This window comes from Azospirillum sp. UENF 211521, assembly GCF_058780535.1.
The window spans coordinates 3,242,984-3,256,621 of the sequence record NZ_JBSNCF010000001.1 but is presented as its reverse complement, the minus strand read 5'-3'; the positions used below and the strand labels follow the sequence as shown (position 1 = coordinate 3,256,621).

General features: G+C 67.8%; 13 protein-coding genes and 1 pseudogene. 8 read left to right on the top strand and 6 right to left on the bottom strand.

The genetic code is table 11. The features are described from left to right. Nucleotides 1-69: 69 nt before the first annotated feature. On the bottom strand, nt 70-228 hold the full coding sequence (locus tag ACWPN5_RS15295; RefSeq protein WP_114857656.1) for an entericidin A/B family lipoprotein: 159 nt from the start codon (nt 226-228) through the stop codon (nt 70-72). Between the two features lie 125 nt (nt 229-353). Here ACWPN5_RS15295 and ACWPN5_RS15290 point away from each other — a divergent pair, with 125 nt between their 5' ends. Both ACWPN5_RS15290 and ACWPN5_RS15285 read left to right on the top strand, forming a co-directional pair. Continuing rightward, entirely contained in the window at nt 354-1,235 is an 882-nt protein-coding gene (locus ACWPN5_RS15290; RefSeq protein WP_492296131.1) for an alpha/beta fold hydrolase, read from the top strand. 84 nt (nt 1,236-1,319) lie between these two features. Beyond that, nucleotides 1,320-2,048, top strand: a complete 729-nt coding sequence (locus ACWPN5_RS15285) for a hypothetical protein (protein ID WP_492296402.1) — start codon at nt 1,320-1,322, stop codon at nt 2,046-2,048. Between the two features lie 36 nt (nt 2,049-2,084). On the opposite strand, the pseudogene ACWPN5_RS15280 reads toward ACWPN5_RS15285, so the two are convergent. Then, nucleotides 2,085-2,327 (bottom strand): annotated as a pseudogene (locus ACWPN5_RS15280) (polyphosphate kinase 2); the annotation flags it as partial. A gap of 405 nt (nt 2,328-2,732) precedes the next feature. Between ACWPN5_RS15280 and lpdA the strand changes: the two are divergent. Continuing rightward, nucleotides 2,733-4,133: a dihydrolipoyl dehydrogenase gene (gene lpdA, locus ACWPN5_RS15275; protein WP_145681410.1), complete on the top strand. Its 1,401-nt coding sequence runs from the start codon at nt 2,733-2,735 to the stop codon at nt 4,131-4,133. 193 nt (nt 4,134-4,326) lie between these two features. Here lpdA and ACWPN5_RS15270 read toward each other — a convergent pair whose 3' ends face one another. From ACWPN5_RS15270 to fsa, 3 genes are read right to left on the bottom strand one after another with little or no spacing between them, the layout of a single operon-like run. Then, nucleotides 4,327-5,286, bottom strand: coding sequence for a tyrosine recombinase XerC (locus ACWPN5_RS15270; protein WP_492296129.1), 960 nt, complete (start codon nt 5,284-5,286; stop codon nt 4,327-4,329). Between the two features lie 13 nt (nt 5,287-5,299). After that, a complete protein-coding gene (locus ACWPN5_RS15265) occupies nt 5,300-6,013 on the bottom strand; it encodes a DUF484 family protein (RefSeq protein WP_145681412.1) in 714 nt (237 codons plus the stop codon). 10 nt (nt 6,014-6,023) lie between these two features. Further along, a complete protein-coding gene (fsa, locus tag ACWPN5_RS15260) occupies nt 6,024-6,680 on the bottom strand; it encodes a fructose-6-phosphate aldolase (protein WP_014239434.1) in 657 nt (218 codons plus the stop codon). Between the two features lie 88 nt (nt 6,681-6,768). On the opposite strand from fsa, the gene ACWPN5_RS15255 reads away from it, so the two are divergent. Both ACWPN5_RS15255 and ACWPN5_RS15250 read left to right on the top strand, forming a co-directional pair. Then, a complete protein-coding gene (locus tag ACWPN5_RS15255; protein WP_247888887.1) occupies nt 6,769-9,048 on the top strand; it encodes a primosomal protein N' in 2,280 nt (759 codons plus the stop codon). 159 nt (nt 9,049-9,207) lie between these two features. Then, nucleotides 9,208-9,711, top strand: a complete 504-nt coding sequence (locus ACWPN5_RS15250; protein WP_247888154.1) for a cache domain-containing protein — start codon at nt 9,208-9,210, stop codon at nt 9,709-9,711. 86 nt (nt 9,712-9,797) lie between these two features. Here the strand turns inward: ACWPN5_RS15250 and ACWPN5_RS15245 are convergent, their stop codons facing one another. Next, on the bottom strand, nt 9,798-10,121 hold the full coding sequence (locus tag ACWPN5_RS15245; RefSeq protein WP_014239437.1) for a hypothetical protein: 324 nt from the start codon (nt 10,119-10,121) through the stop codon (nt 9,798-9,800). A 436-nt stretch (nt 10,122-10,557) separates the two neighbouring features. Here ACWPN5_RS15245 and ACWPN5_RS15240 point away from each other — a divergent pair, with 436 nt between their 5' ends. From ACWPN5_RS15240 to ACWPN5_RS15230, 3 genes are all read left to right on the top strand, one after another. Next, nucleotides 10,558-11,127: a F0F1 ATP synthase subunit delta gene (locus ACWPN5_RS15240; protein ID WP_038526237.1), complete on the top strand. Its 570-nt coding sequence runs from the start codon at nt 10,558-10,560 to the stop codon at nt 11,125-11,127. After that, nucleotides 11,127-12,656: a F0F1 ATP synthase subunit alpha gene (gene atpA, locus ACWPN5_RS15235; protein WP_035671446.1), complete on the top strand. Its 1,530-nt coding sequence runs from the start codon at nt 11,127-11,129 to the stop codon at nt 12,654-12,656. The genes ACWPN5_RS15240 and atpA overlap by 1 nt, the downstream gene beginning before the upstream one ends. 72 nt (nt 12,657-12,728) lie before the next feature. After that, on the top strand, nt 12,729-13,619 hold the full coding sequence (locus tag ACWPN5_RS15230) for a F0F1 ATP synthase subunit gamma (RefSeq protein WP_038526240.1): 891 nt from the start codon (nt 12,729-12,731) through the stop codon (nt 13,617-13,619). Nucleotides 13,620-13,638 lie beyond the last annotated feature (19 nt).

Below are 13,638 nucleotides of genomic sequence, written 5' to 3'. Positions count from 1 at the left end.
CGCCGAGGCGCTGGAGAGCGGGGCGCTGAAACCCCGGAGCCCGGGCTCCGGGGCGTCCGCGCCGCGCGATCACATCTTCTTCTGGACGCTGTCCGACGAGCGCTCCATGGCGCGGCCGCCCGCCTGCACGTCCTGGCCCATGCCTTCGACGGTGTTGCAGGCGGCGAGGCTGGTGGTCAGGGCGGCACCCAGGGCGGCGAAAAGGACGAGCTTCTTCAGGCTGCGCATGGCATTTTTCCTCTTGAGGTCGAAAACAATCGCCTGAAAAACGCGAGAAACCCACCCAAGGTTTCCGAAGACCCGCGATGCGGAAGGACAGTTCTCCACACTCAAACGGATAGGGGAGGGCGCGCATGTTCGAAGGGTTCACCCGCCACCGCATCGCCACCGACGGCGCCGAGATCCACACGCTGGTCGGCGGCGAGGGGCCGCCGCTCCTTCTGCTGCATGGCTTTCCGCAGTGCCACGCCCTGTGGAACCGGGTCGCGCCGCGGCTGGCCGAACGCTTCACCGTGGTGCTGACCGACCTGCGGGGGTACGGCCAATCGTCGAAGCCGCCGGGCGATTCCGCGCACGAGACCTACTGCAAACGCGCCAACGCGCGCGACCAGGTGGCGGTGATGGCCGCGCTGGGCTTCGACCGCTTCCGGCTGGCCGGGCACGACCGCGGCGCGCGGGTGGCCCACCGGCTGGTCCTCGACCATCCCGACCGGGTCGAGCGCGTCGCCTTCCTCGACGTGGTGCCGACGCTGGAGGTCTTCGCCCGCATCGACCAGCGCATGGCGACCGCCTATTACCACTGGTTCTTCCTGATCCAGCCGAACAATCTGGCGGAACGGCTGATCGGGTCGGACCCCGACTTCTATCTGGGGCAGGTGCTCGGCTCGATCGGCAGCAGCGCCGATATCTTCGAGCCGGATGCGATGCAGGCCTACCGCGCCGCCTTCCGCGACCCAGCCACCGTCCACGCCATGTGCGAGGACTACCGCGCCGCGGCGAGCATCGACCTGGAGCACGACCGCGCCGACCGCGCGGCGGGCCGCAAGGTGGAAGGGCCGGCCCTGTTCCTGTGGGGCCGCAACAGCGCGGTCGGGCGCCTCTACGACGACCCGCTGGGCATCTGGCGCGGCTACGCCCCGGCCATCGCGGGCCAGGAAATGCCCGCCGGCCACTTCATCCCCGAGGAGGCGCCGGAGGAGACGGCGCGGGCGCTGCTGGACTTCCTCACGGAGTGATCCTCACGCCGTGCATCGCGGGACCGTCCTTTTGCCGAGACCCGAAGCACCGCTTCGGGCCGGCACTGAGGATGGAACACCGCTATGCGCTGCCAGCAGTTTCTGGAAACCATCAAAAAATGCTTCGACAAAAGCTTGATCGATTACCCCAAGTTCGAAGAATTTTCCACGAGCAAGGCGATCACGGGCGGCTGGGAAGTCTGGTTGCAGCTCGAAATCGCCTACGGCTTCTTGAAGATTGCCACCGATGAGGGCTACGGCTTCACTTGCGCGCGGGAAGAAACCTATCCTTATACCGTAATGGGGCAGTACATCAATAGGGCGGGGGTCACCCTCGACCAACGCTCAGCGGCATGTTCAGATTTTCTTCTGAGAAAGAAGGGGCTCCTCTTTGGGGACGACACATACGTGGAGCTGAAGTGCATCAATCAGTCTCATGTCGATCCGCTTGGGAATGCCTGGAAGCGTTTCGATGATGATATCGAAAAGCAGACGGACCTTCTTCGCCACAATCCAACCCTGAACTGCATTTCGGTTCTTGTGGCGCGTGGCTACTTTCCGGAGAACGCGGTGAGGGGAGAGCAGCCTGCTCTTGCTGGTTACTGGGAAACTGGAAAGCGCGTTGCCTATGTCTATGATTTGGAATTGCAGAGCGTTACCAAGCTTGAAGATGTCGATCTTAGTGAGAAAAATCGTCCGTTCTTCATTGCTGTTTCCGTCATCAATCAGCCGGATTACAAAGGAGGCATGTTCAGGCCCGAGTTGTGGGGGAGTCCAATGAAGATCGAAGAAAAGACACTGTTCAAGGAGTGACAACGGCTGCGGGAATGGTTGTGCCAGCGGTTGTCGGGTTTCAGGTGCGTGGGTGACAGCTTCCAGGTCTTGCGCGCCCGTGCAGAAGCCCATGACCCGCGCGACTCCGGCGCGGTTCTGCCAGCTCCGGTCGAAGACCATGTGCTCGCCCGTCGCGGGAAAATGGGGAATGAAGCGCTGGATGGACATCTGCGACATTTCGCGCTCCATCGGGATGGGCGGTGCGACGACGCGGAAGACGCGCGGGCGTACCCGCTCCTGAAGCTTTGCCAGTTCCATACGGAGTCTCGCCGGCTCCGCGCTGTATTCCTTCCGTTTCAGCGTCTTCGGAGGCCGGTCCACCGTCCCGTCGTGATGTTTCGCCTTGTGCGTCTTGGCCCTGGGGCCAATCCTCGCCGCGCTTTTCCTGCGTGATGGCGCAGTCCGGCGGATGGTCCGGATCCCGGAGACGCGGCGGGAGCCGGAGCATCGCGACGGGGAGACCGGGGGTCCGCCGCTGATTACCATCAATTCGGGGCGGTTCCCGCGCGTTCCCATGCCGGTCGCTCAACCCGGCATCCCTCCCTCCGGACGAACTGTTCCGTTGCCAGTTGGCGTGAGCGGCGGCATAAATCGGCGCGCGGCCCTCCCCGCTGGACGGGAAGGCTTTTGGCGAACACAAAAATGGCGGAAGGAAAGCCCCCAATGGCTGAAAGCACTTTCGACGTCGTCGTGGTTGGCGGCGGTCCCGGCGGGTATGTCTGCGCGATCCGTGCGGCGCAGCTCGGTTTCAAAGTCGCCTGCGTCGAGAAGCGCAGCGCGCTGGGCGGCACCTGCCTGAATGTGGGCTGCATCCCCTCCAAGGCGCTGCTCGCCGCGTCGGAGAAGTTCGAGGAGGCCAAGCACGGCCTCGCCAAGTTCGGCATCAAGGTCGGCGGCGTGGAGCTGGACCTGCCGGGCATGCTGTCCCACAAGGACAAGGTCGTCAAAGAGAACACCGGCGGCATCGAGTTCCTGTTCAAGAAGAACAAGATCGCCTGGCTGAAGGGTGCCGGCCGCATCACCGCCCCGAACACCGTCGAGGTCGAGGGTGTGGGCACCGTCACGGCCTCCAAGGCCATCGTCATCGCCACCGGCTCGGAAGTCACCCCGCTGCCGGGCATCGAGATCGACGAGCAGAAGATCGTCTCCTCCACCGGCGCCCTGGAGCTGCCGGAGGTGCCGAAGCGCCTCGTCGTCATCGGCGGCGGCGTCATCGGCCTTGAGCTGGGCTCGGTCTGGGGCCGCCTCGGCGCGCAGGTCACCGTGGTCGAGTTCTTGGACCGCATCCTGCCAACCATGGACGGCGAGGTGTCCAAGCAGATGCAGCGCATCCTGGGCAAGCAGGGCATGACCTTCAAGCTCGGCTCCAAGGTCACCGGCGCCAAGGTCACCAACACCGGCGTCACCCTCTCGGTCGAGCCCGCCGCCGGCGGCACTGCCGAGGAGGTCGAGGCCGACGTCGTGCTGGTCGCCATCGGCCGCCGCGCCTTCACCAACGGCCTGGGCCTCGACGCCGTCGGCGTGGAGATGGACAACCGCGGCCGCGTGAAGATCGGCGCGCATTTCGAGACCAACGTGCCGGGCATCTACGCCATCGGCGACGTGGTCGAAGGCCCGATGCTGGCCCACAAGGCCGAGGAGGAGGGCGTCGCGCTCGCCGAGCTGCTGGCCGGCCAGGCCGGCCACGTCAACCACGACCTCGTCCCCGGCGTCGTCTACACCTGGCCGGAAGTGGCCGCGGTCGGCAAGACCGAGGAGGAGCTGAAGGCCGCCGGCGTCGCCTACAAGGCGGGCAAGTTCCCCTTCACCGCCAACGGCCGCGCCCGCGCCAGCGGCACCACCGACGGCTTCGTGAAGATCCTGGCCGACGCGCGCACCGACAAGGTGCTGGGCGTCCACATGGTCGGCCCGAACGTGTCGGAGATGGTCGGCGAGCTGGCCGTGGCGATGGAGTTCAGCGCGTCGGCCGAGGACATCGCCCGCACCTGCCACGCCCACCCGACCCTGTCGGAAGTGACCAAGGAAGCCGCCCTCGCCGTGGACGGCCGCGCCCTGCACATCTGAGGCGCGCTTCTCTCATAACCCTCTCCCCTCCGGGGAGAGGGTGGCCCGGAGGGCCGGTGAGGGGGTTGCGCTTATGGGAAGTTCGGCAAAAGCGCAACCCCCTCACCCTAACCCTCTCCCCAGAGGGTAGAGGGGACTTCAAGTGGGGTCGCTCCGGTCGGGGAGGGGGCAATGCACCTCCCACCTTCCGACTCTACGGCGTCTTCTTCGCCCGCGGGTGCGCCGAGCGGTACACCTGCATCAGCTGCTCGCTCTCCACGTCCGTGTAGCGCTGCGTCGTCGACAGCGAGGCGTGGCCCAGCAGATCCTGGATCGCCCGCAGATCGCCGCCGTCCGCCAGCAGATGCGTGGCGAAGCTGTGCCGCAGCGCGTGCGGCGTCGCGGTCTCCGGAAGCCCCATCAGGCGGCGCAGGTCGCGCATCCGCCGCTGCGCGATGGCCGGGGCGAGCTGCCCGCCGCGCACCCCGACGAACAGCGGCGCGTCCGGACCCTGGCGGTAGGGGCAGGCGTCCATGTAGGCGAGCACCGCCTCCGTCACCGCCGGCAGCACCGGGACGATCCGTTCCTTGTTGCCCTTGCCGGTGACGCGCAGCGTCTCACCCAGCGGCGCCTCGCGGCGCGTCAGGTTCAGCGCCTCCGAGATGCGCAGGCCGCAGCCGTAGAGCAGGGTGAACAGCGCCCGGTCGCGCTTGCCGACCCACGGTTCGTCCGGCTCCTTCTCCGATTCCTCCAGCAGGCGGTCGGCGTCCAGCACGGTCAGCGGCTTTGGCGCCGGGCGCTTGATGCGTGGGCCGGAGAAGGTGTTGATCGCCGGGTTGTGCAGGCGGCCGTCGCGGTCCATCCAGCGGAACAGGTTGCGCACCGACGACAGGGCGCGCGACCGGCTGTTGGAGCCGATCCCCTTCATGGCGAGGTGGGACAGCCAGGAGCGGAAGTCGGTGACGGTCAGCGCGGCGAGGTCGTTCATCGACGGCGGCTTCGCCTGATAGCCGGTGATGAATTCCAGGAAGGTCGCGACGTCGCCGATGTAGGCGGTCAGCGTGTGGGGCGAGACGTTGCGCTCGCTCTCCATCCAGCGGCGCCAGTGGACCAGCACGTCCTGCACGTCGGGCTGGGCGGCGAAACCGAGGACGGGGTTCTGCTTTCCGGTCATGCGTTCTGTCGGGTCAGGCCGGGAGTTCGAGCCAGCCGCGGATCACCCGCTCGACCACGCGGGCGAGGAAGCCGACCAGCTCGGTGCCCTGGCTGCCGTGGAAGGTGTCGGGCTCGCGGCTGCCGAAGGCCAGCATGCCGTCCGGCGTCTCGCTGGAGACCTGGAGGCGGATCAGGATTTCCGACCGCACCAGCCCGGCGCCGGGGCCGTACAGCTCCGGATCGCCCTGGATGTCGGCGTTCAGCGCCACGTCGGCCTTGCCCAGCCAGCGGTCGACGGTCCCCGGCTCGACCACCCGCACGCCGGAGGTCTGGACATGCGGGGTGTCGTGGCCGTTCGATTCGACGATCAGGCAGGCGACGTCCAGGTCCAGGAGCACCGCCAGATCGGTGGTGATGGTCTGGATGAGCTGTTCGAAGCTCTGCGCGTCGAGGAGGAACAGCACCGCCGCGTGGATGCGGTTCTGGCTGTTCATGTTGGCGCGCGAGGTGCCGATCAGATCGCGCTGCTGGTCCTTCAGCAGGCGGACCTCGCCGCGCAGACGTTCGAGCATGTAGGCCTGCAGGTCCACCACCCCGCGCCCGCGGTCCTGCGACGGCGGGGTCAGATGGTGGACCAGCTCGCCGTGATGGACCAGGAAGTCGGGATGGTCCCGCAGGTAGGCGCACACGTCCTCGGCGGTCGGCGCGTCCTTCCTCTGGGGGGTGTGTCCCGGTTCCCGGCCCATGCCGCCGTCCTCAGAGGATGGACTGGCCGGTCTTCTGCCAATCGGCGACGAACTGGGCGAGGCCCTTGTCGGTCAGCGGATGGTTGAAGAGCTGCTTCAGGACCGACGGCGGGGCGGTGACGACGTGGGCGCCCAGGCGGGCGGAGTCGACGATGTGGATCGGGTTGCGGATCGAGGCGACCAGCACTTCGGTCTTGAAGTAGTCGTAGTTGCTGTAAATCTCCACGATGTCGGCGATCAGGCCCATGCCGTCCTGCCCGATGTCGTCCAGGCGGCCGACGAAGGGCGACACGAAGCTGGCGCCGGCCTTGGCGGCCAGGATCGCCTGGGCCGGGGAGAAGCACAGCGTGACGTTGACCATCGTGCCTTCGGAGGACAGCGCCTTGCAGGTCTTCAGGCCGGCCGGGGTCAGCGGAACCTTGACCGTGACGTTGTCGGCGATCTTGGCAAGCTTCTTCCCTTCCGCCAGCATGGTCTCGAAGTCGGTGGAGGCCACCTCGGCGCTGACCGGGCCGTCCACCACATCACAAATTTCGGCCACGAGGTCGAGGAAGCTGCGACCGGTCTTGGCGACGAGGGAGGGGTTGGTGGTAACACCGTCCAGCAGGCCCGTGTCGGCCAGATCGCGGATCTCGGCGATGTCGGCGGTGTCAACGAAGAACTTCATGACCTGGAATCCATACTTGCTGAGGAAGACCGTGCCCTGTTTCCCGGGATTCGCTGCCCGGCGTCGCGGCCAGGGGGCACTCTAGCCGATGCGTGAAAATTCCGCCAGATCCGGGGCCAACCCCGGAACCGCTTCCGGGACCACCTCCGGAGGGGGGCCGGCGCAGGCTCTTCTGCCGGGCACGGTGCCGGCGGACGCGGACCCGCGCGTCCGCGTGCTCCTGCCGCTGCCGCTGCGCGAGGCCTACGACTACCGCGTGCCCGCCGGGATGACCCTCGTCCCCGGCGACTATGTGGAGGTTCCGCTCGGGCCGCGCCGCGTGCTGGGGGTGGTGTGGGGCGACGGTGCCGGAGTTGTCGAGGCCGCGCGGCTGAAGCCGGTGGTCCGCCGCTTCGACGTGCCGCCGATGCCGGAGGTCGAGCGCAAGTTCGTGGAGTGGGTCGCCGCCTACACCATGACGCCGCCGGGCCATGTGTTGCGCATGGCGATCAGCGTGCCCTCGGCGCTGGAGCCGGCGAAGGCGACGCTCGCCTATCTGCGCAAGCCCGACGCGGAGCCGCCGCCCGGCTTCAAGATGACCGAGCCGCGGCGGCGCGTGCTGGCCCTGCTGGACGACGGCCCGCCGCGCACCCCGGCGGAACTGGCGGAGGAGGCCGGCTGCGGCGTCACCGTGGTGCGCGGGCTGGCCGAGGCCGGGCTGCTGGAGCCGGTGCTGCTCCAGCCGACCAAGCTCGGGCGGCCCGACTGCCACCGTCCCGGCCCCACCCTGTCCGCCGACCAGGAGGCGGCGGCGGCGGACCTGCGCGCCCGCGTGGAGTCCGGCGTCTATTCCACCGTGCTGCTCGACGGGGTCACCGGCTCCGGCAAGACCGAGGTCTATTACGAGGCGATCGCCGCCGCCCTGAAGGCGGGCAAGCAGGCGCTGGTGCTGCTCCCGGAAATCGCCCTGTCGGCGCAGTGGCTGGATCGCTTCGCCCGCCGCTTCGGCGCGCCGCCGGCGGAATGGCACTCCGAGCTGACCGGGGCGCAGCGCCGCGACACCTGGAGGGCGGTGGCCAACGGCGAGGTGCCGGTGGTGGTCGGCGCCCGCTCCGCCCTGTTCCTGCCCTACAAGGCGCTCGGCGTCATCATCATCGACGAGGAGCACGACTCCGCCTACAAGCAGGAGGAGGGGTCGATCTACCACGCCCGCGACATGGCCGTCGCGCGGGCGCATCTCGGCGGCATCCCCACCGTGCTGGTCTCCGCCACGCCGTCGCTGGAGACCAAGGTCAACGCCGACAGCAACCGCTACGCCCGCATCGAGCTGCCGGGCCGCCACGGCGGGGCGGTGCTGCCCGACGTCGAACTGGTGGACCTGCGCAAGGACCGGCCGCCGGCCCGCCACTGGCTGGCTCCGTCGCTCAAGAAGGCCATCGAGCAGACGCTGGCGGAGAAGGAGCAGGTGATGCTGTTCCTCAACCGCCGCGGCTACGCCCCGCTGACCCTGTGCCGGGCCTGCGGGCACCGGCTGCAATGCCCCAACTGCACGGCGTGGCTGGTCGAGCACCGGCTGGCCCGCAAGCTCCAGTGCCACCATTGCGGCCTGTCGCAACCGCTCTCCCCGACCTGCCCGGAATGCGGCGAGGAGGGGACGCTGGCCGCCTGCGGTCCCGGCGTGGAGCGCATCGCCGAGGAGGTGGCGGAGCTGTTCCCCGACGCCCGCGCCGCCATCATGGCGTCCGACACGCTGTTCGGCCCCCGCGCCATCCAGGAGATGGTCCGCCGGATCGCCGACCATGAGCTGGACATCCTGATCGGCACCCAGGTGATGGCGAAGGGGCACCATTTCCCCATGCTGACCCTGGTCGGGGTGGTGGACGCCGACCTCGGGCTGGCTGGCGGCGATCTGCGGGCGGGGGAGCGGACCTACCAGCTCCTCCATCAGGTGGCCGGGCGCGCCGGGCGCGGCGAGCGGCCGGGGCGGGTGATGCTGCAGACCTACATGCCCGAGCATCCGGTGATGCAGGCGCTGGCCGCCGGGGACCGTGACGGCTTCTACCAGCTGGAGGCGGAGATGCGGCTGGAGGCCGGGATGCCGCCCTTCGGACGGCTGGCCGCCCTGATCGTGTCGGGGGAGGACGCGGCGGCGGTGGAGAAGCTGTCCATCGCGCTGGGCCGCGCCGCGCCGCGCAGCGACACCGTCGCCGTGCTGGGCCCCGCCCCGGCGCCGCTCGCCCTGCTGCGGGGGCGGCACCGGCGGCGCCTGCTGCTGAAGGCGCCACGCACCGTCCAGGTGCAACCGCTGATCGCGCATTGGCTGGAGCAGGTGGATATTCCGCCCAATGTGCGCGTGCAAGTGGACGTCGATCCCTACAGCTTCCTGTAGAGGTGCGGTGCCCGTTAAGAAATATCGCACTCCTGTAAAGGGGGGCTGCGACCGATTGTCCCTGCGCGCTCCGCAAGGCACCTGTGACGTTTGGTCCGTTGCGAGCGGCGGGTCATGGTATTACCAGAGTATGGAAGTCATCTTTCGCCGAGCGATCTCATGTCCAGGCTGCGCGGTCGTTTCCACCTCCCCACCTTGCTGACGGTTCTCCCGGTTCTCGCGTTGCTGGCGATCATCGCGCTGGCGGCGGGCGTGCCCGCCCAGACCCGGGGGACGGAATCGGACGCCAAGGCGCTGCTCGACAAGACCAGCGGCTATCTGCGCCAGCATGGCGCCGACGCCGCCCCGGACGCCTTCGCCCAGCGGGACGGCGCGCTGATCGACCGCGACCTCTACCCGATGCTGATCGACCGCGACGGCGTGATGGTGGCCCACGGCTGGACGCCGTCGCTCAACGGCTCGAACCTCAAGGACCTGAAGGACGTCGACGGCAAGCCCTTCATCCGGGAGGCGCTGGACATCGTGGCGGAGCGGGAGTCGGGCGCCGTCAGCTACAAATGGACGGACCCGCTGTCCGGCCAGATCGCGCCGAAGACGATGATCGTGCGGCGCGTCGTTCTGGGCGGCGAGCCCTACCTGCTGTCGGTCGGCGTGTATCGCTGACCGGCTTCATCGGAGGGCGATCCGGCAGGCGATCCAGCGGGCCGGCGGCGGCCGAATCGAACTTTTCCGAAGGGTGAAAAAGAGGCTCAGAGCACCGAGACGGACCGGTCGGCCCGCGGCCGGGGGCGCCAGATCGACAGGCATTCGGACGCGCTGCCGCCCGAGCCGATGCCGTACCAGCCGGAGCGGTCGTTGAAGGACAGGCTGTAGCGCCCGCGCCCGTCGCGCTCGAAGCGGAAGACGGGACGGTCCACGCCGGGCAGGAGGACGAGGAGCCGGTCATGCTCCCGGCCCGTTTCGCGGATGACCCCGGCCCAATGGCCAAGGCGCAGCTTCGGCTCGGCCACCGCCTCGAACTCGTTGAGGTCGGCGGGCGTGAAGCGGGCGCAGGAAAAGGCGACGACGGTCATGATTGGCCTGGGTTTGTCCTGTCAGACGGGCTGTGAGGCGACCGTGCGCGCGAATGGTTAAACGGGTGTTAAGCGGGGCGTTAGGTCACAGTCTGGTCTCTGGCGGGGCTCCGGACCGCCGCGCGGCGGGCACCGGAAATCGGCCTCCGGGGCCGGCCTCCGGGAGGGCAGGTCCTTCAGATGCCAAGGTGATCCGTTGCGGTTGTGAAGTGGTATGCCCATTTCCAGCCGCCGTCGCCAAGAACGGACCCCACGCCGCAGGGGCGCAAAACGCCGCACGCAAGCCGCGTGCAAATTGTCCAGACCCCGTTGCGCAGGGCCTAATCCTGTGATATTGGACCGCTCGCTTTCGCGGGCTGGGCCGCCGCGATGTGGGCTTTGCCCTATTTAAGGCCCTGAAAATTCACCGTCTACCGAACTCAATTCGAGGGATCAGGTGGCAATCGAAGGTACAGGCGTTTCCGAACTCGCTACGCGCTACTCCATCGCGCTGTTCGAGCTTGCGGACGAGAACAAAGCGTTGGATCAGGTCGCGAGCGATCTGGTTGCGCTGAAGCAAATCCTGGCTGAGAGCGCCGACCTTCGCCGCCTCGTCCGCAGTCCCGTGATCAGCCGCGCCGACCAAGGCCGGGCGATGGCCGCGGTTCTGGACCGCGCCGAAGTGTCCGATCTGACCAAGCGCTTCATCGGGCTGGTGGCCAAGAACCGCCGCCTGTTCGCGCTGGAAGGCATGATCGAAGGCTATCTCGCCGAACTGGCCCGCCGTCGTGGCGAAGTGACCGCCCAGGTCACCTCGGCCCAGCCGCTGAGCGACGCTCAGCTGGCCGCGGTCACCGACGCGCTGAAGGCGTCGATCGGCTCCAAGGTGTTGATCAACACCACGGTCGATCCCGCGCTGATCGGGGGCATGATCGTTAAGTTCGGCTCGCGCATGGTCGACACCTCGGTGCGCACGAAGCTGAACAAATTGCAACTCGCCATGAAGGCCTCAGGGGGATCAGTCTGATGGATATCCGCGCCGCAGAAATCTCTGCGATCCTCAAGCAGCAGATCGCGAATTTCGGGACCGAGGCGGATGTCGCCGAGGTCGGTCAGGTCCTCTCCGTGGGTGACGGCGTCGCCCGCGTGCACGGCCTGGACAACGTGCGCGCCGGCGAGATGGTCGAGTTCCCCGGTGGCATCAAGGGCATGGCGCTGAACCTCGAGACCGACAACGTCGGCGTCGTGATCTTCGGCACCGACAGCGAGATCAAGGAAGGCGACACCGTCAAGCGCACGGGCACCATCGTGGACGTGCCGGTCGGCAAGGGTCTGCTGGGCCGCGTCGTGGACGGCCTGGGCAACCCGATCGACGGCAAGGGCCCGCTGGTGGACGTCACCCGCACCCGCGTCGAGGTCAAGGCCCCCGGCATCATCCCGCGCAAGTCGGTGCACGAGCCGATGCAGACCGGCCTGAAGGCCGTCGACAGCCTGGTTCCGATCGGCCGCGGCCAGCGCGAGCTGATCATCGGTGACCGCCAGACCGGCAAGACCGCCGTCGTCATCGACACCTTCCTGAACCAGAAGCCGATCAACCAGGGCGACGACGAGAGCAAGAAGCTCTACTGCATCTACGTCGCCGTCGGTCAGAAGCGCTCCACCGTCGCCCAGATCGTCAAGACCCTGGAAGACGCCGGCGCCCTGGAATACTCGATCGTCGTCGCGGCCACCGCGTCGGAGCCGGCCCCGCTGCAGTTCCTGGCGCCGTACACCGGCTGCACGATGGGCGAGTACTTCCGCGACAACGGCATGCACGCCCTGATCGTGTACGATGACCTGTCCAAGCAGGCCGTCGCCTACCGTCAGATGTCGCTGCTGCTCCGCCGTCCGCCGGGCCGCGAAGCCTACCCGGGCGACGTGTTCTACCTCCACAGCCGCCTGCTCGAGCGCGCCGCCAAGATGGGCGACGCCCACGGCAACGGCTCGCTAACCGCCCTGCCGGTCATCGAGACGCAGGCCGGCGACGTGTCGGCCTACATCCCGACGAACGTGATCTCGATCACCGACGGCCAGATCTTCCTCGAGACGGGCCTGTTCTATAAGGGCATCCGTCCGGCCATCAACGTCGGCCTGTCGGTGTCGCGCGTCGGCTCCGCCGCCCAGATCAAGGCGATGAAGCAGGTCGCCGGCACCATCAAGATGGAGCTGGCCCAGTACCGCGAGATGGCCGCCTTCGCGCAGTTCGCCTCGGACCTCGACGCCGCCACCCAGCGCCTGCTGGCCCGCGGCGCCCGTCTGACCGAGCTGCTGAAGCAGCCGCAGTTCCAGCCGCTGCCGGTCGAAGAGCAGGTCGTGTCGATCTTCTCGGGCGTGAAGGGCTATCTCGACAAGATCAAGGTCGAGGACGTCAACCGCTTCGAGCAGAAGTTCCTCGCCGAGGTCCGCTCCAAGGGGGCCGACATCCTGGCGACGATCCGCAACGAGAAGCAGATCACCTCTGCGACCGAGGAGCGCCTGAAGGCCTTCCTCGACAACTTCTCCAAGGTGTTCGTCTGATCGACGGCGGGGGCGCAGTTCCTGCGCCCCGTCCGTCAACCCGAACGACCCCGAGCGGAATGAAGGGCCGGCATGCCTAACCTCAAGGACCTAAAGAACCGGATCGCCAGCGTCCAATCGACGCGGAAGATCACCTCGGCGATGAAGATGGTCGCCGCCTCCAAGCTCCGCCGCGCGCAGGAGCAGGCGGAAGCCGGTCGTCCCTACGCCGAGCGCATGGGCCGCATGCTGGCCTCTCTCGCGGCCAACGTGCAGGACTCGGGCAACGGCCCGAAGCTGATGACCGGCACCGGTTCCGATCAGGTGCATCTCCTCGTCATCATCAGCTCCGACCGCGGCCTGTGCGGCGCCTTCAACGGCGCCATCGTCCGTGAGTCCCGCCGCCAGATCCTGCGCCTCCAGTCGGAAGGCAAGACGGTCAAGCTGCTCACCGTCGGCCGCAAGGCCCGCGACCAGCTGCGCCGCGAGTTCGGCTCGCTGATCGTCGAGACCTACGAGGATGTGGGTCGCCGCAAGCTGTCCTTCGCCGACGCCGATGTCGTCGCGCAGAAGGTCCTGGCGATGTACGACGCCGGCGAGTTCGACGTCTGCTCGGTGATCTTCAACAAGTTCAAGTCGGCGATCTCCCAGATCGTGACCGTCCAGCAGCTCGTTCCCTTCGCCGTCGAGGCGCAGGCGGACGAGGACGCCGCGGGCGCCGAGGTCAAGGCGATCTACGAGTTCGAGCCCGACGAGGAGCAGATCCTCGCCGAGCTGCTGCCGCGCAACCTGTCGATCCAGGTTTATCGCGCCCTCCTGGAAAGCGCCGCGTCCGAACAGGGCGCCCGCATGACCGCGATGGACAACGCGACGCGCAACGCCGGCGACATGATCAACAAGCTGACGATCACCTACAACCGCACGCGCCAGGCCTACATCACCAAGGAGCTGATCGAGATCATCTCCGGCGCCGAGGCGGTTTAACGGCGCAGCGTTCGCGGTC